This window comes from Pseudomonas sp. FFPRI_1, from assembly GCF_055384485.1.
This window is the reverse complement of the sequence record NZ_AP029168.1, coordinates 2779045-2798357: the sequence shown is the minus strand read 5'-3', so window position 1 is coordinate 2798357 and position 19313 is coordinate 2779045. Positions and strand designations below refer to the sequence as shown.

The 19313-nt window shown below is 56.3% G+C and carries 15 protein-coding genes and 1 pseudogene; 15 read left to right on the top strand and 1 reads right to left on the bottom strand.

Annotated features, from left to right (window positions below):
- The first annotated feature begins 572 nt into the window (after nucleotides 1–572).
- The 10 genes from ACZ5BO_RS12585 (at nucleotide 573) to ACZ5BO_RS12540 (ending at nucleotide 12716) form a co-directional block, all read left to right on the top strand.
- Nucleotides 573–1472, top strand: a complete 900-nt coding sequence (locus ACZ5BO_RS12585) for a LysR family transcriptional regulator (RefSeq protein ID WP_464700117.1) — start codon at nucleotides 573–575, stop codon at nucleotides 1470–1472.
- 469 nt (nucleotides 1473–1941) lie between these two features.
- Nucleotides 1942–2154, top strand: a complete 213-nt coding sequence (locus tag ACZ5BO_RS12580; RefSeq protein WP_464700115.1) for an AlpA family transcriptional regulator — start codon at nucleotides 1942–1944, stop codon at nucleotides 2152–2154.
- A 34-nt stretch (nucleotides 2155–2188) separates the two neighbouring features.
- A complete protein-coding gene (locus ACZ5BO_RS12575; RefSeq protein ID WP_464700113.1) occupies nucleotides 2189–3052 on the top strand; it encodes a ParA family protein in 864 nt (287 codons plus the stop codon).
- Nucleotides 3053–3258: 206 nt separating this feature from the next.
- The gene (locus ACZ5BO_RS12570) at nucleotides 3259–4962 is read left to right on the top strand and encodes a ParB family protein (RefSeq protein ID WP_464700111.1); all 1704 of its coding nucleotides are present in this window, start codon (nucleotides 3259–3261) and stop codon (nucleotides 4960–4962) included.
- Nucleotide 4963: 1 nt separating this feature from the next.
- Nucleotides 4964–5524: a DUF2857 domain-containing protein gene (locus ACZ5BO_RS12565; RefSeq protein WP_464700109.1), complete on the top strand. Its 561-nt coding sequence runs from the start codon at nucleotides 4964–4966 to the stop codon at nucleotides 5522–5524.
- Nucleotides 5525–5526: 2 nt separating this feature from the next.
- On the top strand, nucleotides 5527–6714 hold the full coding sequence (locus ACZ5BO_RS12560; protein WP_464700107.1) for an STY4528 family pathogenicity island replication protein: 1188 nt from the start codon (nucleotides 5527–5529) through the stop codon (nucleotides 6712–6714).
- A 486-nt stretch (nucleotides 6715–7200) separates the two neighbouring features.
- Nucleotides 7201–10698 (top strand): AAA domain-containing protein, encoded by a 3498-nt coding sequence (locus ACZ5BO_RS12555; protein WP_464700105.1) that lies wholly within the window; start codon nucleotides 7201–7203, stop codon nucleotides 10696–10698.
- A 316-nt stretch (nucleotides 10699–11014) separates the two neighbouring features.
- Nucleotides 11015–11806: a PFL_4669 family integrating conjugative element protein gene (locus ACZ5BO_RS12550; protein WP_464700103.1), complete on the top strand. Its 792-nt coding sequence runs from the start codon at nucleotides 11015–11017 to the stop codon at nucleotides 11804–11806.
- Nucleotides 11806–12315 carry a DUF3158 family protein gene (locus ACZ5BO_RS12545; protein WP_464700101.1) on the top strand — a complete coding sequence of 170 codons (510 nt, stop codon included), beginning with the start codon at nucleotides 11806–11808 and terminating at the stop codon, nucleotides 12313–12315. Before ACZ5BO_RS12550 ends, ACZ5BO_RS12545 begins: the two co-directional genes overlap by 1 nt.
- Nucleotides 12315–12716 (top strand): single-stranded DNA-binding protein, encoded by a 402-nt coding sequence (locus tag ACZ5BO_RS12540; RefSeq protein ID WP_464700099.1) that lies wholly within the window; start codon nucleotides 12315–12317, stop codon nucleotides 12714–12716. The genes ACZ5BO_RS12545 and ACZ5BO_RS12540 overlap by 1 nt, the downstream gene beginning before the upstream one ends.
- 111 nt (nucleotides 12717–12827) lie before the next feature.
- Here the strand turns inward: ACZ5BO_RS12540 and ACZ5BO_RS12535 are convergent, their stop codons facing one another.
- Nucleotides 12828–13436, bottom strand: coding sequence for a plasmid fertility inhibition factor family protein (locus ACZ5BO_RS12535; RefSeq protein ID WP_464700097.1), 609 nt, complete (start codon nucleotides 13434–13436; stop codon nucleotides 12828–12830).
- A gap of 705 nt (nucleotides 13437–14141) precedes the next feature.
- On the opposite strand from ACZ5BO_RS12535, the gene ACZ5BO_RS12530 reads away from it, so the two are divergent.
- From ACZ5BO_RS12530 to ACZ5BO_RS12510, 5 genes and pseudogenes are all read left to right on the top strand, one after another.
- Nucleotides 14142–15590: a DNA cytosine methyltransferase gene (locus ACZ5BO_RS12530; RefSeq protein ID WP_464700095.1), complete on the top strand. Its 1449-nt coding sequence runs from the start codon at nucleotides 14142–14144 to the stop codon at nucleotides 15588–15590.
- A gap of 286 nt (nucleotides 15591–15876) precedes the next feature.
- Entirely contained in the window at nucleotides 15877–16680 is an 804-nt protein-coding gene (locus tag ACZ5BO_RS12525; protein ID WP_464700093.1) for a GTPase, read from the top strand.
- A gap of 95 nt (nucleotides 16681–16775) precedes the next feature.
- Entirely contained in the window at nucleotides 16776–17138 is a 363-nt protein-coding gene (locus tag ACZ5BO_RS12520) for a DUF3085 domain-containing protein (RefSeq protein WP_464700091.1), read from the top strand.
- A gap of 143 nt (nucleotides 17139–17281) precedes the next feature.
- A pseudogene (locus ACZ5BO_RS12515) lies at nucleotides 17282–18124 on the top strand (phosphoadenosine phosphosulfate reductase domain-containing protein).
- Nucleotides 18125–18449: 325 nt separating this feature from the next.
- Nucleotides 18450–19310: a DUF3577 domain-containing protein gene (locus tag ACZ5BO_RS12510; RefSeq protein WP_464700089.1), complete on the top strand. Its 861-nt coding sequence runs from the start codon at nucleotides 18450–18452 to the stop codon at nucleotides 19308–19310.
- Nucleotides 19311–19313 lie beyond the last annotated feature (3 nt).

The following is a 19313-nucleotide window of genomic DNA, read 5'->3' as shown; positions in this document are numbered from 1 at the left end:
TACTCCGCTTTGAGGCTGCGAAACAAACGCCCCATCGGGGCGTCGTCACGACAGTTTCCACGCCAACTCGTGCTTCACTTGAACCGATAGCGCCACAGCTGCTAGTAGAACTACAGCTTCCGTATTGGCGGCCCTAATCACTACAGCACGCTTTGCCAGGCAGCCATCCTGCTCACACTGTACCAGGTCAAAAAAACCATTGACCATTCCCGAAGCACAGACCTCCCTGAGAGCAGCCTGCTTTAGCTGCCTCCATGGGCTATTGAGCACAATTTAAACAGAAGTAAATCCAGCAAATTTCCTCCTGCCCTTTAAGATATTTCTTATAAATTTTCCAAGTAAAAATTTACGACACATAACGAGTACCATCTGAGATCCAATAGATGGAGTAACAAAAAAATCAAGGTGTTCAATCAGAGCAAACTATTGCTCTGGCACACCCGCACGAACAAAAAGGGATTTTTTGGAAGTTATTTAGAGCACAGTTTTTCTGTGGGTCGCATGAATACAAACTCAATAAAAATACAATTTGTACTCAAACAGCCTTTCTAAAAACCAAAAGGTCCCCAACCATGAGAATGCGCCATCTGCGCTATTTCCTGACTGTTGCCGAAGAACTGAGTTTTGTCCGAGCGGCAGCCAAGGTCCATATCGAACCCTCTCCGCTTTCTCGGGCGATCAAAGAGCTTGAAATCCATCTCGGCGCACGTCTATTAGAACGCAACAAGGGACGCCTTCAACTCACCAGTTCGGGGAAGGCATTCCAGGAAGAAGCGCATCGCATATTGACGCTCATAGAGGCCGCAAGGGTGCGTGTACTGGCAACATCCAATGGGGCCTCTAGCCATCTACGGATTGGTCTGGAGGATGGATTGGCCCAACCACGCATTGCACAGTTGCTGGCTAGATGCCGCGAGGAAGAGCCCCGCACTAACATTCGAGTAATACAGTTGAAGTCAAACGATCTGCCTCAAGCCTTGCGATACGATCAAATTGACCTCAGCTTTACCCTTACCGCCCTAGAGTCTGAGGATTTCATCCAGAGACTTGCTTGGAAAGAGCGCCCCGCAGCTGCAATACCTATTCGCCATCCATTGCTTTCTCTCGAGGAGATCCCACTCAGTGAATTACTGCGATACCCCCTAATCCTTTCCAGCTCTGAGCAAGATACTGAGAGTCAGAAGGTACTGCCTCAATGGCTGCATGATCAGCAGTTACCCAAGCTGAAAATCGCCGAGTCTGCGACGTCACATGAGGCGATGATGATGCTGGTTTCTGCTGGATATGGGGTCACAGTAGGCTTGGAGTCGCAACTCGCACTGTATCGGCACCCGGATGTCATCGTACGGCCACTATCGAGTGAAACGCCTGATGTACCTACCTTCGCGCTAATGCTGAATAGACCTCACTCAGACGAACTACAGCGTTTCCTCGCGCGAATGGAAGCAATGAATAATGAAATCACTCTATAAAGAAACTCTGTTGCCAAAGCCACCTTGAAGCAACAGTTGAAATCCGTACTTTTTTCGCCTGTACCATGACAACAAATGTCTAAAAAAGCATCTACCCCATTAGTTTCGCTCAAGTACTTTAAGTCGTTATTACTTCTAAAGCTCTTGAATTGAATAGTAAGCCCTCGGCCTCAACAGTGACATTTTAGGTCTCTCAAGCGACAAACGAAATCACTCCCGGCCTTGTATTGACGAAAGAACAGCACGACACATAATTTGTGTACTGCCGCCTCCTGTCCTTTCTTTTAAACTCAAAGCTCCATAGATCGTGTTGGTAGCAGTGGCGCATTGAACTGTGTCGTATTTAACCGCAAGACTATGAATACGGTAGTTCCTGTCGACTCATTGATAGATGTGCACCAAAGGCAGTGCTCATCTAATCCCTGGTCACCCGCCACTGAATGCCACCAAGCATCAAGGAGTGACCATCATGCTTTCTCCCGACACCACACCCGCCGTGGAACAGCGCATCCTGCGACGCCCTGAAGTCGAGGCCAGAACCGGCTTCAAACGAGCCCATATCTACAGCCTGATGAAACAGGGCAAGTTCCCACAAGCCTTGCGCCTAGGAGTGCGCGCGGTCGGCTGGGATTCGAACGAGATCAATCAGTGGATCGCTGAACGCCTCCAAGAACGTCGCTGAGGCCAATCCTTTTCTTGCTGAACAGGAGCAAGCCATGCACGTCATTTCAATCATTTCGACCAAAGGCGGCGTTGGCAAAACCACCATCGCCGCGAACCTCGGTGGATTCATCGCCGACGCGGGTTTGCGCGTCCTGCTGCTGGACTTGGATATGCAACCTACGCTGTCGTCCTACTATGAGATCACCCATCGCGCCACCGGTGGGATCTACGAACTACTGACCTTCAACGAGCGCAATCTCTCGCAGTTGGTATCGCACACTGCGGTCGTTGGGCTGGACGTCATTCTGTCCAACGATGAGCATCGGCAACTCAACACCTTGCTGTTGCATGCTGCCGATGGTCGCCTGCGCTTGCGCAACCTAATGCCCATGTTCGAGAAGCATTACGACTTGGTGATTATCGATACCCAAGGGGCACGCAGTGTACTGCTGGAGATGGCTGTGCTGGCTTCCAACGCTGCGGTCTCACCCGTGACGCCAGAGATCCTTGCCGCCCGCGAAATGAAGCGCGGAACACTACGGTTACTCGAGGATCTCGCACCTTATCGCCATCTGGGAATTGAGCCACCACGGTTGCATCTGCTGATCAACCGCATACCCGCCGTTTCGAAAAACGCCAGGCTTATCCGCCAGACGCTACGGCTGATATTTCGTGAACACCCAGACATTCATGTCCTACAAGCCGAGGTGCCGGCAAACGAAACATTCCCCAAGGCAGCCACTCAGGGAATACCAGCCCATCGTGCCGAATACCGGCGTCCAAGTGGCCGGCTAGCTCCCGCTGCACTTGAGGTTATGCGGGGGCTGGCCATAGAACTTTGCCAGCCGTGGCGTGAGCGTTTCGAGCAGGTCACCGGCAAGACCGGAAGGAAGCAGAAGCATGTCGAATGCACATGAGCTGGCTCAAGGTAATGAGCGGCTCCGGCCGCTTATCGAACATGCACTCAGCCAAGGTTGGAGCATTTCGCGATCACCCAACGGTTGTCTTACGTTTCTAAAACCTGGGCTACCTGCGATTTATACACGCCCCACCACCGATCACCTGCCTACCGAAAACACTCAAACCGTATCGGCCGTGCGTTCGGATGACGGGAGTAGCGACCATGGCTGAGCTGTCACCACAGGACATAGCGTTGAAGCTACTGAACGACGGTTTTTCACGCTCAGGTCCGATAGCGGAAGCCTTGGCCGATCCCATCGTCGACACCGCCATGGTGGTGACACTGGATGAACTGCGCTCCTATGAATTGAACCCACGCGTGACGCGCAACCCGCTCTTCGATGAGATCAAGGCATCCATTCGCGAACGTGGACTGGATGCACCACCAGCCATCACCCGACGCCCTGGAGAACCCCACTTTGTTATTCGTAACGGGGGCAACACTCGCCTGGCGATTCTTCGCGAACTTTGGACTGAAACCAAAGACGAACAGTACTTTCGCATCCTCTGCCTGTTCCGCCCTTGGCCCCAGGAGCGCGGAGAAATCATGGCCCTGACTGGGCATCTAGCCGAAAACGAACTGCATGGCGGACTGTCGTTCATTGAGCGTGCGTTGGGAGTGGAGAAGGCCCGCGAGTTCTATGAACTGGAGGACGGAAAACCACTGTCGCAATCCGAGCTTGCCCGGCGTCTGAAGATTGATGGCTATCCCATTGCGCAACCGCATATCAGCAGGATGCAAGACGCCGTGCAGCACCTCCTGCCAGCGATCCCGAACATCCTCTACGCTGGTTTGGGACGACCGATGATCGAGCAGCTCACTGGACTGCGTCGAGCCGCGGCCCGAACCTGGGAAAACCATGCCTCGGAAAAACTGCCCGCCATCGATTTTCCTACATTGTTTCAGGACGTCCTGACAGCCTTTGACGCTTCACCGGCGACCTTCTCGCTGCAGCGAGTTCAAGATGAACTCATAGGTCAAATGGCTGACCTGCTCGGCATGAGCTACGACATGCTGGCCCTACAGATCAGCGACTCGGGCAAACGCTGGGATGCGCTCAGTAGTGATCTCACCAACACAGCTGCGTCATCCACAGTACCGCCTACGGAACCACTCTCTCGTACCCCATCGACACCATTTTCAGATGGTCATACCTCGCCAACCAAAAAGCGAAGCGACGAAACGTCAGACTCCTCTGCCTCAACGACAGATACTGGCCAGCAGCATCAACAGGCAGAAGAGCAAGATGCCCTGCTCCAAGGACACATCATCTCCCCCATCGCCACGACCGATCGCCTACAGTCCATTCAGCGTTTGGTGGACGAACATATTGGGGAAACAGCACCTGATTTCGATAGCAGTGCACTGCAAGCCATTCCGATACAAGTCGATGGCCTTTATCCAATCTCCGACATCTGGTACATCGCACCCAACTTGCAGACACCCGATCACCTACGGGCTCACATTGCGCAATTTGCTCGAGAAATCGCTGCCGAAGCCGGCGCAGCCGACAGCGTTTCCCCCAGCGCTCAGGGTATCGGCTTCACCTGCGCCGACAGCCTCGTTCGAGTCGATACCTCCCCTATCGAGCCGTTCGCACATGCGGTTCTGGTGCTGCTGCATGCACTGAGTGCTCCTTTTCAGCCAGCCCCTCCATCAACCTCAGTTGATCACTCACAACCAGTCGAAAACCTGGGCCCATTGCTGCAAGGGCCAGCACGGACGATCGCCATTACCCAGGAGCGGATCGCTCGTCTGAGCGACGCTGGGTTGGTCAAGCTATTCCGGTTGCTGCGTCTGGCACGCTGCCTTCTGGATCTGGAGGCAGGCGCAAGTTCCCCTTCCGACTCGTCAAACGGAGAGTGAAATGTCCGGTCCTCATCCTCTCAATCAAGCGGTGATCGCGCAGGCACTTCACGACCTGCGCAACGGCCAACTACGCCGAGCCAAGGCCATGGGGTTCGACGACGAGGACCTGGAAGCACTCAAGCACCCCGCCCTGGTCAGCTTGCTGATCAACTCTTCGGTGTCCTGGTGTTCGGTGCGCGTCAACAGTGACGTCCTGAACTACCTGCTGAATCAGGTAAAGGACGTTGCCGAGGAGATTGAAGAAGTCGATCGGCTGCTGCGCCTAGGAGCCAGCACCGAGTTGATCAGCAAGTTCTTCGGCCTGACGCATCAGGAGATTGCCCTGCGTCGATCCGTGATCAAGCTCCCCAAGCGCAAAGGTCGTTACCCGGTACTGACCGAGGAGCAAGACACTGACCTGTGGCATCGCTGGTCGACCAGCGTGAAGGCACAGAAAATCGATCTGGATGATGACACCGTCATGCTCGCCCTCAGTGCAGACCTTGCAGAGTCCACTGCCCTTCCCCTCTCAGTCATCTGGAGTTCCATTAGAGGGTGGATCGACGAAGGGCTACGTTGACCATGGACCACCTGAATCAACATGGAGCCCCAGTAGCGCTGAACAAGCTGTTCGATAAAGCGCTGAATCGCCTTCAAGCACAAACAACTGCCACAGCATCTGTGGCAGTTAAAACGCAAACCGATGGCTTTCTCTTCAGCGGCAACCGCCACGACAGTGTGCCGCGTGCACTCTTGCTGGACAGACGCCTGACCCCGCTGGAACGCAACGCCTGGCAGGTATTTCGCTTTCTGCTCAATGACGACGGCATCACCACGTTTCCCACCTACGACCAGCTAAGCCCCTACCTCGCCTCCACGCCTTGCTCGGACCGCGCCTCCCACGAGACAGTGGCCAAGGCGCTGACGGCATTACGCCTGACCCGCTGGATCAGCCTGGTGCGACGCCAGCGTGATCCAAAGAGCGGCCGTATGTTAGGCAACTTATACGTGTTGCACGACTCGCCGTTGACGCCCTACGAAGCGATGCAACTCGACCCGGAATATCTCGGCCTGGTCAGCCAGGCGTTGGAGCATGCGAGCAAGTCAGTCCAGCGTGTCGGCGTGCATGTCTTGGGTGAGATGGCGGATGATCCTCTGCTCAGCGGACGGGTGCTGCCCACACGACTGCAGATTCTCTTCCAGCAACTGGAAAGACAGGGACTAACGGAAACAGCCAGCTCTCCAAAAACCGCAACCGCCCATGATTCCGAAGACGGTAAAAATACCCTTCTTCGGAATTCGGCCGCCCTGTCTTCGGAATCCGAAGCGGGTGATAACACCAGCAAAACCGACAGGCTTCGGATTCCGAAGGAGGACCGTACAGTACGTATAAAAGACTTAAAAGAAATACGTACAGTACTGCGCGAGCAAGAAAAGCTGCGGTTATGTGAACGCTTCAAAGCCCTGAAAACAGAGCAGCAAAATGGGGCCTTGGCTGCTTTACAGTCGGTCGAATGGGCGTTACACCAGGCGATCCTGGATGAGTGGGATGCACGCTGTCACACCACCAGCGTGCGCAATCCAGCCGGCTATTTGTTCGGGCTGATCCAGAAGGCAGTGCATGGTGATTTTCGAACCTGGGCGGCACAGAAGGCCAAGCCATCGTGGAAGGAGGCACCGATCGAGCCTGCCCCCATATCGACACCCACAGATCCCAAGGTGGCGCACGCACACATTGCGCAACTCCGGGAACTGATGGGGTTGAAGTGATATTGAACAGTGTCCACAGAGGGCCACGGAGGCCTATACCACTGGTATAGCTCTACGCATGATGTGCTTCACTTGGCCACCCGGTCGCATTGGAGTTTGTACTTATCTTCGCTGTTGACATAGATGCCTTAGTGAGTCTTGTAGGTCGTCGTGACATTGCCTCCTTTACTTGTGGTGCACCGCCAGAACCTAGGTCCTCCCACAGCATCGCTGTAGCGGCCGACCAAGTTGGTACCGAAGCCTTCGGCACAATGCAGGAGAAGAAGTCGATACAAACGCGGAGGAACAAAGTACGAGCGATTTTCCACAAAAAAGCAGCAACATCAATATGACACCATGCAAGACATAGTTAAGTGATTGACAGCCTTGTCACCACTGACCACCATCCCAATGCTGAGACTCGTGGTCACTGCCAACCCTGCCCATGTGTCGATCCACCTTTACTTGACCGCTACAGTGAGTGCCGGTCCGTATCGAATCAGGACGATGAACGAACACGCGCTAAAACTCGCCTCCTACTGGCGAAACTCCCTGGCTGATGCCGAGAATGGCAATGGCGCACTAAGTGCTGAGCAAGCTGACAAGCTCACCGAGCTAGCGAACCACCACGTATCGAGCGGTTATCTACCGTTTGAACTCACCCAGACGCTGTTCGTGGACGAGCCAGAAACGGTTGCCACGGTCAAGATCACCCTGCGCCCGCTGGTGTATAAACTGCGCCTGGAACATGGCAAGGCCCGCAAGGGCATGCCGGCAGTGGTCACGCCATTGGTCTGCCGCGTGCTTGTTGCTCGGGATGGGCGCCTGTACCCGACCTCCCAGACGCTCCTGCCGCGCGACATCCTTGAGCCGCTGGATCAGGACAGTTTCACCATCGGCGCCCAGGTCGACTTGGATACATTTCTGACCACCAATCTGATGCCCTATTTCGAGCCGCCAGGCGAAGAGCGAACGCTGAGCGACGAGGAACACCGCGGTCAGTGGCGGACCTACCTGCGTTTTTGCTGGAGAATGCTTCGCACTGTCAGCAAGGGCTGGAAATCTGACCAGGACAGCCTGACTCACGCCGACCATGGTTTGCTGTTCAAGGAAAATAAGCCCGACGGTTTCAGCCGGCACATCTTGCACCTTTACGATTATCTGCGTCACCAGAAGCCCGACGCGCCGCTGTTCGAGCGCTTTGCCCAGCGTGATCCGAGCCCCGATGAACCCTGCCTTGCGCCCCATAGTGGTTTTGCCATGCGCCTTGCCCACGCAGGCGACGAATATGCCCTGGCGCCGGCCCAGCGGGACGCCTTGGCCCATCTGTTGGTAGGCCAGGCGAGTGATGTACTTGCCGTAAACGGCCCACCGGGCACGGGCAAGACCACTCTGGTGTTGTCGGTGGTGGCTTCGCTTTGGGCCAAGGCAGCGCTGGCAGGGGGCGATCCGCCGGTGATCGTCGCCAGCTCCACCAACAACCAGGCAGTGACCAATATCATCGCGGCCTTCGGCAAAGACTTCGCCCAGGGCAGCGGCCCCTTCGCCGGACGCTGGCTACCAGACATCCATAGCTTCGGGGCGTATTTCCCAAGGGTTTCAGCCGAAAAGGAGATGTCGAACACCTACCAGACCCAAACTTTTCTCACCAGGCTCGAATCGCAAGAGTATCTGGATCGCGCCCAGGGCGAGTACCTAGCCAAGGCCACTGATGCCCTCCCTGAAGCAATGGAGCCTACTGTCCGGGGCACGGTCGAGTGGCTGCGCCAGCAGATCCAGCTGCGACAACAGCAACTGGCAGGTATCGAGCAAGCATGGCCGGCCCTGGTCGCTGCCCGCGAGGCCATCGCGGTGCAACTGGGGCTGGATCCCCAAGCCGCACTCTCGGAACGCGAGCGGGCCCACGCCGAGCTGCGACAGCAGTTGGCCACTGCGCAACAGCGCCTGAAGGATTTCAGGCATTACCTGGCCCATGAGTCACTCTTCTACACCCTGTTCAGTTGGATCGGCCCAGTGGCGACCAAGCGCCTGCGCCTGGCCAAGCTGCACCTGGACGAGGCCGATCCAGCGCTACAAGGTGCTGTGAGTATCGCTGAGGTCGAAGCACATCTAGCCGCCGCCGAGGCCAGTGCCTGTAAATCCCTTGCAGAGCGCGAGGCGCATCTGCGTCAGGGCCTACAGTTGCTGAAGGACGAGCAACGCACGGTGGCGATATGGCAGGCAGCGATCAGTGTTCTGGCCAAGGCCGGCGAAAAGCCGGCGGCGCAAGTCACCCTAGCCGAGTGCGATGCCTGGGCCGACACTTCGCTGCGCTTCGAGATTTTCTTACTGACCACCCACTACTGGGAGGGTCGCTGGCTCATGGAGCTCGCAGAAGAACTGCCGGCGATCCTCAAACGCCGGGGCAAGAACGGCGCCAAGACCATCGCCGGTAACTGGCGGCGCTGGATGAAGCTGACACCCTGCGTGGTCGCGACGTTCTTCCGCTTGCCCCAGGAGCTGCTTTGCAAGCGTTATGACGATGGCAGCTACATCGACGACTACCTTGTCGACTTCATCGACCTGTTGATCGTCGACGAGGCCGGCCAGGTCCTGCCCGAGGTGGCCGCACCTTCGTTTGCCCTCGCCAAGCAAGCGTTGGTGATCGGCGATACCCAACAGATCGAGCCGATCTGGTCGATCCCGGCCAAGGTGGATATCGGCAATCTTGCCAGTGTCGGGCTTGTAGCCCGCAGCCAGGTGAAGCAGGACTACTCCGCCTTCTGCAAGGGCGGCCACAGCGCGGCGAGCGGCAGCGTCATGGTCATTGCCCAGGGCACCAGCCGCTACCACTACGACCCGGAGCTTGCCCGCGGCATGTACCTGTATGAGCACCGTCGCTGCTACGACTCGATCATCGCGTTCTGCAACGCCCTTTGCTACAAGGGCAAGCTGCAACCGTGCAGGGGGCAAAAGCCGGTAGTGGGCCTGCCTGGGCTGGGTTATCTGCATGTCGATGGACAGTGCAAGCAAGGCAGGCACGGTAGCCGCGAGAACCTGCTCGAAGCGCAGACCATCGCGGCCTGGATTCAAGCCCATGAGGACGAGCTGCGGCTGCACTACGGCAACAAGGCGCTCTGCGAGATCCTCGGTGTCATCACACCTTTCGGCGCCCAGTCTGCGGCCATTGTGGAAGCCTGTGCGGCACTGGGTATCCAGGCTGGCAAAGGTGCTGGCGAAATCACCGTTGGCACGGTGCATTCGTTCCAAGGCGCGGAGCGGCCGGTGGTGATTTTCTCGGCGGTGTACTCCAAGCATGCCGACGGTGGTTTCATCGATCGCCGGGACAGTATGCTCAATGTGGCAGTTTCCCGGGCCAAGGACAGCTTTCTGGTATTCGGTGACATGGACCTTTTCGGTCAAGTGCCAGCCAACAAGCCGCGAGGGTTGCTGGCGCAGTTCCTGCTGGCAGACCCGGCGAGCGAGTTGCAGTTCACCTACCAGTCCAGGAAGGATCTGGATACCGGCCTGAGCCATCTGCATGAATGGGTAGAACACGATGCGTTCCTGAAACAGACGTTGCAGACAGCACGTCAGCAGGTGCAGATCGTCACGCCCTGGGTCAGGCTGCATTGTCTGCAACGCACAGGGGTACTGGATCAGATGCGCGATACGGTGCAGCGTGGGGTCCAGGTCGAGGTGTATACCGATCTCCTACTCAATACCGAAACTTCCCGTTCAATGCCGGAGGGAAATCCGAAAAAGGTGGCGCAGTTCAAAGCAGTGCTTGCCGAGTTGGAGGCACAGGCTATCCAGGTACGGGTGGTAAGGAAGGTACACAGCAAGCTGTTGATGGCTGACCAAGAACTGCTGTGTGTCGGTTCGTTCAACTGGTTGAGCACCCAGCGCGAGGGCGATTTCGTACGCCACGAGACGTCGATGGTCTATCGCGGCGTAGCTGTGCGGAATGAGATCGAGGTCAACCGCAGCAACCTGGAAAAGCGAGTGACTATATATGCGTCATAAGATGAGGCTGACAAGGTGTGCTCATGTTCGGTTTCTCCAGTTTTCATTGTGCCCATCTTATGAGCAAAAAAATGGTCGGGTACATCAGATGCAAGTGAATGCTCAGGTCGAATTCAAATAGAGGTGAGATAAAATTCGAATCCACCAAAAGCCATACTCGCCTATACCACTGGTATAGCTAGACAAACGACCTGCCCCTCATCCAGACACCTGAACCAGCCCATAAAGACGCGCTGATCAGCTGCGGATTCACAACTGACGCCCTTCCGACAACTGTCGATGCTGACGACTCGTAATAACCCCACGAGTCATCATCATGACCAACGACACTGAAACCCTGCAGTTAAACCTTGGGGCACTGCGCAGCGCCATGTCGCTGACGCTGCACACCCACCACGCCTCACGCATCTGGCACGGAAGAGCACCTGCTGAGGGTAAGTCCGGCATCATCGGGCTCAATGGCTTCGTCTCCACCATGAACAAGCTCAAGCGTGGCGCTGAACAGGACGACCCCTACAGCGACTGGTGGATGCTGCGTATCGAGGACAAGCTCAACTTGACCAAGCAGCAGTTGCAGAATCTGTGCGAGCAGGTGGACCAGGCCCTGGCCAATGTTCCGCCAGCACTCAGCCTGGGTGAAAACCTCAACGTCCAGCCGGTCAAACTGCCGCTGTTTGTCGCCTCGCAACTCGGTTTCATGGCGGTCTATCTGTTGGCCGACTATGACAATCTGGCTCGCCGCCTGATCCTGGCGCATCACACTGCCTTGATTGATCGCAGCACGCTTGAGCGATGGCTCAGCGAGGGTGCGCATGCATTGCGCAGCCTGTTCAGCATGGCCCAGCAATATCGCTATTCAGGAACAACCCGTGATGATTTCGCCGCGAACAATGCTGCCGCCCGCGCAGCCTTGGAGAAGTATGGTGAACTGCCCCAGGATGTTTTGGAGGGCGCACGACGCTCGCGTTTTGCGCCGCCCTTCGCCCGCAGTATTGGTTCCAGCTCCATTGCGCCAGAGGACGCAAGTGGTACTGCACCAGTCATTGATAACGCCGTTGAGCCAGAAAACACTCTGTCCGGAGTAAGCAACGATGGGGAGGCTCTGTAATGCGCCAATCTCATCAATTTGTCGCGCTGGAACAGTCTGCTTTCCAGAGCCTGGAACATGCTGCCTACCTAAAAGGCCTTTTAAAGCCTTTTAAAGGTAATGGGCTTGAGACCTGGGCCATCCAGTGCATCGCGTTGCGTGACGGCATGATTGCGTTGGCGCAACGGCACCTGTTACCCCAAGCCCGCAGCTATCCCTTCAATCTTTTGCCCGTACAACTGACGCTGCAAACAACTGGCGCAGGCACGACCTTTCTGCGCTGGCGCAACATCGATCGATCTCGAATGGGCGTGGAGTTGTGGGAGGTCCTGCTGCGCGACTCGGCGACACCGGAATCGCTGATCGATGACCTGTACGCAATGGAGCAGCAGCGCATCGTATTCAACATGCAAATGAGCGGCATCCACTCCATTGCGCGCCAGGCTCAGGATTGCGCCAACAAAACCGCCCGCGCCAAGGCGGTGTACCAACGGCGCGCCGGCGCCACCAACGTTCGAGGAGGCATGTGATGAGTACGTTCTTTTATGGCGAGGGCAACATTGGTTCTGCGCCGGAGTATCGCGAGTTTGCCAATGGCAACGAAGAGCCACACCGGCTGGTGCGCCTGAACGTCTACTTCGATAACCCGGTTCCGACCAGGGACGGATTTGAAGATCGGGGCGGATTTTGGGCTCCGGTCGAGATCTGGCATCGCGATGCAGAACATTGGGCCGGCATTTATCAAAAGCGGATGCGGGTTCTCGTGGCCGGACGGCAAGAGCGGGATGACTGGGAGGACGCCGACGATAAACCACGCACGACTTACAAGATCAACGCGCGCTGCGTGGGCATCCTGCCATACCGGATCGAACGGATAGAGCTCAGCGCCAAACCTACCGTAGAGGAAGCAGGCTTGCCAAGCCAGCATTGACTGTCACTTTAGGGGCGACTGCTTCCACAAACAGCCGCCTCTCATTTCAACGTCGCGATCCACCCTATCGGACATGAAGACTGCTCTAATCACCACTCTACAGGTATAAATCTAGCGCTGAGTCAGTTCGTCCACTGTGTAAAAGCGTCCAGTTGATCCAGCGACCTGCGCTAACTGTGGAGCATCAGTAACACCGCACTCAACAGGAAAAACCTTTGCACCAAACGTTGCAAGCCAGATAGTACGGGTAACACCATTCGTGAAACAGGCATAAGAACCTGACTCCCGCTCGGCCCCTGCTCTCCTATTAAACAACCAAAAACGCCTCTTATAAATCGGACGTACCAACGAGTACTCGGCACATCCAACTCGGGCCACTGGAACGGGATTTTGCTCACCTGCAGCAAAACCATCCTCCGCCCAATGAAACTTGCGATCCATCGACCAAGTCTCTGGTGATCCATTGGCCTCGGCCTCATGAATGCTGTGGGGCTCACGACGCCATGCAGCCAGAAAACGAGACATCTCAACTTCAACCACCGCTCGTTTGTCATTCTGAGATGGGGTACGGTCTATACGCATGAACACATCACCACGTGTCGTGGGTACGCGAAAAATCGCCGAAGTAGCCCCGAAGACATTTGCGACCTTATGGAAGGTTTGCATATTCAAGATATCCATCTCTGATGAATACACGCTGAGTGTTTCGTTGACTCTCAACTCTATTCGCTTATGTCGCGACACCGTCTCTCAGCGCCCATGAGCGCTGCAGCTGGAACCTGAGTCCATAGAAAGCCCGCTCCAGTACTGCAGCACCAACTCTCATTACAGGCATCAAAACGCTCTGTCTACATTCAGCTTGTTTACAGCTATTTCCCCAGCCACCCGGATGATTGCAACAAGGCTCTATGCTCCCAACAGCCACGAGGCATGCCACTGCGTGCTTACGGGCTAGCCCTACATGCCTTCACCTTCTGCAACGGCATGTCTCTCATCGGCGTAACTGTCGAGAGTCGAAGGTCGATTAGTGCAAAGCCATGATCCTTTGAGTGGCTAGCTGTTAGATAGGCTCCGACATCGAAGGATCTCCTGGCTTCTTGAAGATCATTAAATGCAAGCAACCAGGAGATCCTTCGGGTCGGTCGTGCTCAGTGCCGATACCCACCGGCGAAAAATGGGTTCCTTTTGTGCGCGGATGTGCGCCAGTAGTTGCCGGCCCTAACCACGAAGCGGGCCGGGTGCGCTGTGGCAACGGCAGATTTCGATGACAGCTATGCCTTTGCGGCAGACCACGGTGGTATCGCCCTCTCCCGCTGGAGGATCAACCTCCAGCGTCTTGTTCCTCTCCTCCACGCCCCCCAAACGGCTCTCTTGCCCACTGAGTGCAGGCACGGGCTCTGAGTTCTACAGATCAGGAGAAGGCACATGAATGACCTCCCCTTGCACTACGGCAGTGTTTGTAGCGGTATCGAAGCCGTCAGCCTAGCTTGGCAGCCGCTCGGATTGCAGCCAGCATGGTTCTCGGAAATCGACCCCTTCCCCAATGCCGTGCTTGCCCACCACTACCCGACCGTCCCCAATCTTGGCGACATGACACAGATTGCCCACAAGGTGCTGGCCGGGTTGGTTTCTGCGCCAGACCTTCTGGTGGGCGGCACGCCCTGCCAATCCTTCAGCACAGCCGGTGCGCGTCGGGGACTGTCGGATCCACGCGGAGCAATCACCCTCAAGTACTCGGAGCTCGCAGATGCCATTGACCAAACTCGTGAACAACACTGCCAGGCACCATCAGTTATTGTCTGGGAGAACGTCCCCGGCGTGCTCTACGACAAGTCCAATGCTTTTGGATGCCTGCTTGGAGCACTGGCCGGCGAAAGCACTGAACTGCAACCTCCAGGGCCAAGATGGGCAAACGCAGGTTGGGTGTCTGGACCCCGTCGTCGCATCGCGTGGCGGGTGCTCGACGCTCAACATTTCGGCCTCGCCCAACGACGCCGTCGCGTGTTTCTTGTGGCAAGTGGTCGAGCGGGATTCGATCCCGGCGAAGTACTTTTTGAGCGCACGAGCTTGCCTGGGCATCCTGCGTCGAGCGAACAACAGAGGCAAGAAAATGCCGCCCGTCCTACAGGCGGTGTTGTCGATTCAGGCTGGCATGATCGACTGAAAGCAGATGCTGGCAAGCCTACTTCAACGACTTTCTATGGCGGCGGTAATCAGCATTCAATTGATGTCGCCACAAGCTTGACCACCCGGGGTCACAGAGGTGACTTCTCGGCAGAAACCTTCATAGCTCATTCAATGGCTCAATCCTTTACCGGCCAGCAAACCCATGCACTGACAACTGCCAATGAAGGCAAAGGCAGCAGTGAGGATGGCTCCGGGCGTGGAGTTCCTATCATTACGATGCCGAGCACGGAATTCGCATTCGCTCAAAATGCTCGTGGAGAGCTGCGCCTGGGAAAACCTGCCGAGGGCTTGTCAGCGATCGCTACAGCTCCCACACACAGTCCTTCCGAAAGAATCCTCACCGAGTCTTGTGCGGGAGTATCACCAACACTGCGCTGCAGCAGTCAGGGAGGAGAGTTTGCTCATTTGGTGGTTCCAGACATTACAACGAACTTCTTGTATACCCCCGCGCCTCGGCCTGAGGACGCCGGATATGACTGGTCACTTTGGCGTGTACGACGCCTGATGCCAGTAGAGTGTGAACGTCTGCAGGGTATGCCTGACAACTACACGTTGGTGCCATACCGCGGTAATCCCGCAGCAGACACCCCACGCTATCAGGCGATTGGTAACAGCATGGCTGTACCGTGCATTGGCTGGCTGGGGCAGCGCATTCTTGAGCATCTCAAAGAAAATGGGAGCGTTTGAACAGCGATTGCTCAAGGACACTTATTATCCAGATCCTCCGTCAAATGCGGTACATGGCTCATGTCGATTGGGCGCTCAACTTGCAGCCGCCGAAATGCCATTCTGCATCCATGTCCGCTGACGTTGTCAGCAGCATGCCAAGGCGGCCAAGACCTTCAAGGCTGCGACGTGGACCGTCCACGTTGGTTGCTCTTCTCTTCGACGCATTCGCGTCTGCAGTGCTCACCCCTCAAGGGATACCCTCCCTTGCAGGCGGGAGTCCCTTGCATTTCTCAAGGAGTCTCCCATGGATCGCTCAGCCATTCGTGCACAAATGCAGGGCCTGATCGCTGGCCACGTACCCAGCAATGTTCGACGCTTCAAGTTCCGTATCTACGACGACCAGCCCCAAGAGTCGGTGTTTGGATTCTGCATAGACCCCGAGCCGTTCGAAGGAAAGGTGATTGCAAAAACGGACGAGGCCATTGTCATCAAGGTCGGGCGCGCCGAGTTCGCCGTTCTGGATCGGCGCTTGGTCACATCTGAGCCAGACGAAGGCGTCAAGGTAAAGGTCCATCCCTATGCCAGACGGCGTTTCGACGGGCTACGTGCAGACACGCCGGAGGAGCGAACCGAGTTCACTTCGGACGGAACAGCCTTCGTTGTGAAGTCCCATGTACTCGGATCAGCGCCTGCAAAACTTCCGGTCCCGGAACCTGATTGTCCGGAGTTGCGGGATCTCATTCAGCAGTTGGAAAACCTGCCGGCTCCCGATGGTTTTCGCTGCATCACTCATCTGTTGGTGGATGCTGGTGCACACGACTTTGCCCTGGTCGATCCAAAACCCGATGACAACATCGTCAAAACTCCGCCCGCGATCACTTTCACCGTCGCAACGGAGAAGTTTCAAGGGCAGGTTTCTGTGACCTACGAATACGGAGCAGACCTGTACGCCGTGGAACTACGCCGCGACCTGGAATTGGTTAAGCGAATCGATGGAGTGTTCTTCGACTCACTTGGCGAAACCCTGGAGCACCTGATCGATGACGGCAAGTGGCGATTGATCCAAGTCGCCATTGTCTCGAATGGGTGCAGGTCAAAGCTGCACTGATCCCGTGGCCACAGCCGCCCTGCCCTGAATGGCTACTCGTCTTGTGACGGCCAGCCATGCCTTCATCAACCCTTCTCTACACATTGGAGAGAGCCATGCTGCTATTCAAAGGCAATGACCTGCGCCCTGTACTGGCCGAAGCAATTGCCAACAAATGCCGAGTCATTCTCGCCAAAGACGATGGTGTGTATTTCATGTCTGAAAAGTGCGAGCGAACTTCCGAAGGGAAACCAAAGCATATTTCGTATGCCGTCGGCTGCAACCCAACCACCGATGAGTTTGATGACTGGTGGCAACTGGCGAGCAGTGAACTCGGCGGTGATGACTTCGGTGAGCACTTCGATCCATTGGAAAGCGTGTTTACCCGCATCGCTAAGGGGGGCTGCGACCTAAAACTGGCCGCAACTGCGACACATCTGTGCATCGAGCCCGTCTCATCAGATCCGAGCAACAGCTAGTCAACCCTCTGATCCAACAGCCCCCAACTCCGGGGGCTGTCTTTTCTACAGCGACCGTTGGGTTGCGCTTTCGTCTCCAGCTCCCCGGCCTGGGGTGCCTCTGCCACCGGCGTGCATTCGCACGCCAGCCTGGAGACACCCCCATGCACGATCCGTTCAAAATTACCCAGCCAACCTGCATCAGCTTCAGTGGTGGCCGTACCAGCGCCTATATGCTGTGGCGGGTACTACAAGCCAATCATGGCCTACCCGAACACACGCTGATCTGCTTCGCCAACACCGGCAAAGAAGCAGAGGCAACATTGCGCTTCGTTCACGAATGCGCAGAATGCTAGTGTGTACCGATTCACTGGCTCGAGTACTGCGACACCCCCTTGGGATTCACGCAAGTCGACTTCGAAACCGCCAGCCGGTGCGGCGAGCCCTTCGAGGCGCTCATTCGCAAACGTCGGTATCTACCCAATCCAGTAAGCCGGTTTTGCACCAGCGAGTTGAAAATACGTCCCATGCATAAATTTATCCGTCAATACGGCTGGCAGGACTGGGACCAGCTCATCGGGATCCGGGCCGACGAGCAACGCCGTGCTGCAAAAATCAGGGCCCGCGGACACTCCACCGAGTCCACCCACGAAACCATGTGCATGCCCCTGGTCGATGCCTGCGTCACGGTGCACGACGTAAATCGCTTCTGGCAAACCCAAGCGTTCAACCTGGAGTTGCTCACGGTCAATGGCCGGACGCTCGAAGGCAACTGTGATTTGTGCTTTCTCAAGCCTCAACGACAGCGCCTAGCGTTGATTCGGGCCAACCCCAAGGCAGCCGACTGGTGGATCGCAATGGAAGCACTCGACCTGGCCTCCAGACCCAGCGGGGCACGCTTTCGCAACGATGGCCCGACTTACGCAGAGATGGCCCGCTACCTGATCAAGCAAGGCGATCTGTTCGATGCTGACGAAACTTCGACCTCCTGCTTTTGCGGCGACTGAATCAACAAGGAGGCAACAAGGGAACTGCCCCGTGCCGATTTCCGACAGCGCTGTGTCGCCTGCTGTGCAACGCTTGCGCCATGTTCAGCTGACCCCGGTCAGCGACATGCCCAGGTAGCCAAGGTCCTCAAGGCTATGACGTGGCTCTGTCCACATGACCTGTCCAGTTCGCCCGCGCCCGCTTCCGCGAACGCTCATCAACCAGCTGATGATGGGTGCACAACCTGTTCCAACCGGATCGAACGATCCTCAACCCGCGCGGGGTATCTCACACCTCCCGTTGGGTCGGTGTGTCTGCGCATTTTCCCAAGCCTGGAGATTGATCATGACCACTTCGTCCAACGCCCAAACCACCGCCAAGCGCTACTTCGATCTGCACACTTGCGGTATCGGCTATCTTAATCGCATCCGCGAAGTCCGGCCAAAGAAAGGTGAGCCCTTCCTGGCCTGCTCGATCAACGCCTTTACGGGGCCAGTCACCGAGCCTGCCTATCGCTACTTTGATGTCAGGGTTTCTGGCGCAAAGGCCCAGGATCTGGTCCGCAGTTGCAAAGCGGATGTCGATGCCGGTCGTCCAGTGTTGATCGAATTCCGGATGGGCGATCTGTGGGTTTCCTCCTACATCGCGACACAGGGGCGGAATGAAGGCCAACCGGTTGCGGCGCTAAAGGCACGATTGCTGACAGCCTCATTGGTCAGCCAATCAGTCCTCGCAGGCATCGAGTACTACAACCTGACAACCTATGGCATTGGTTATCTGAACCGCATCCGCGACCTCAATTCGAACGAGGGAGACTCGCTTCTCACATGCACCATCGCATCGCTTAACGGTCCCATTGATGAGCCCGAGTACAAGTATTTCAACACCACCGTTGTTGGTGACGATGTTCAAGCTTTAGTCCGTGATTGCCGTGAAGCCGTCAATGCGAAGCAGAGCGTTCTCGTTTCCTTTCGCATGAGCGACATGCAAGCCACTCCATATCTGCGTACCAAGGGTGATCGGGTTGGCGAGTTGGACGCGAGTCTTTCGTCGAGTCTGGTTCACATCAGCATGATCAAAATCGACAGCGAGAGCATCTCCCCCGCCAAGCCAGTGCTCGAAGAGGCTACGGGGGAATCTATCACCTCTCAAAGCACCGCTGATGATGCTCATTCTGCTACGCCAGCCCTGGCCGAATCGGTCTAACTC

Excerpts from the sequence above, each read along its gene's own strand:
- ACZ5BO_RS12585 (WP_464700117.1), top strand. The coding sequence starts at position 573 with ATGAGAATGCGCCATCTGCGCTATTTCCTGACTGTTGCCGAAGAACTG.
- ACZ5BO_RS12580 (WP_464700115.1), top strand. The coding sequence starts at position 1,942 with ATGCTTTCTCCCGACACCACACCCGCCGTGGAACAGCGCATCCTGCGA.
- ACZ5BO_RS12575 (WP_464700113.1), top strand. The coding sequence starts at position 2,189 with ATGCACGTCATTTCAATCATTTCGACCAAAGGCGGCGTTGGCAAAACC.
- ACZ5BO_RS12570 (WP_464700111.1), top strand. The coding sequence starts at position 3,259 with ATGGCTGAGCTGTCACCACAGGACATAGCGTTGAAGCTACTGAACGAC.
- ACZ5BO_RS12565 (WP_464700109.1), top strand. The coding sequence starts at position 4,964 with ATGTCCGGTCCTCATCCTCTCAATCAAGCGGTGATCGCGCAGGCACTT.
- ACZ5BO_RS12560 (WP_464700107.1), top strand. The coding sequence starts at position 5,527 with ATGGACCACCTGAATCAACATGGAGCCCCAGTAGCGCTGAACAAGCTG.
- ACZ5BO_RS12555 (WP_464700105.1), top strand. The coding sequence starts at position 7,201 with ATGAACGAACACGCGCTAAAACTCGCCTCCTACTGGCGAAACTCCCTG.
- ACZ5BO_RS12550 (WP_464700103.1), top strand. The coding sequence starts at position 11,015 with ATGACCAACGACACTGAAACCCTGCAGTTAAACCTTGGGGCACTGCGC.
- ACZ5BO_RS12545 (WP_464700101.1), top strand. The coding sequence starts at position 11,806 with ATGCGCCAATCTCATCAATTTGTCGCGCTGGAACAGTCTGCTTTCCAG.
- ACZ5BO_RS12540 (WP_464700099.1), top strand. The coding sequence starts at position 12,315 with ATGAGTACGTTCTTTTATGGCGAGGGCAACATTGGTTCTGCGCCGGAG.
- ACZ5BO_RS12530 (WP_464700095.1), top strand. The coding sequence starts at position 14,142 with ATGAATGACCTCCCCTTGCACTACGGCAGTGTTTGTAGCGGTATCGAA.
- ACZ5BO_RS12525 (WP_464700093.1), top strand. The coding sequence starts at position 15,877 with ATGGATCGCTCAGCCATTCGTGCACAAATGCAGGGCCTGATCGCTGGC.
- ACZ5BO_RS12520 (WP_464700091.1), top strand. The coding sequence starts at position 16,776 with ATGCTGCTATTCAAAGGCAATGACCTGCGCCCTGTACTGGCCGAAGCA.
- ACZ5BO_RS12510 (WP_464700089.1), top strand. The coding sequence starts at position 18,450 with ATGACCACTTCGTCCAACGCCCAAACCACCGCCAAGCGCTACTTCGAT.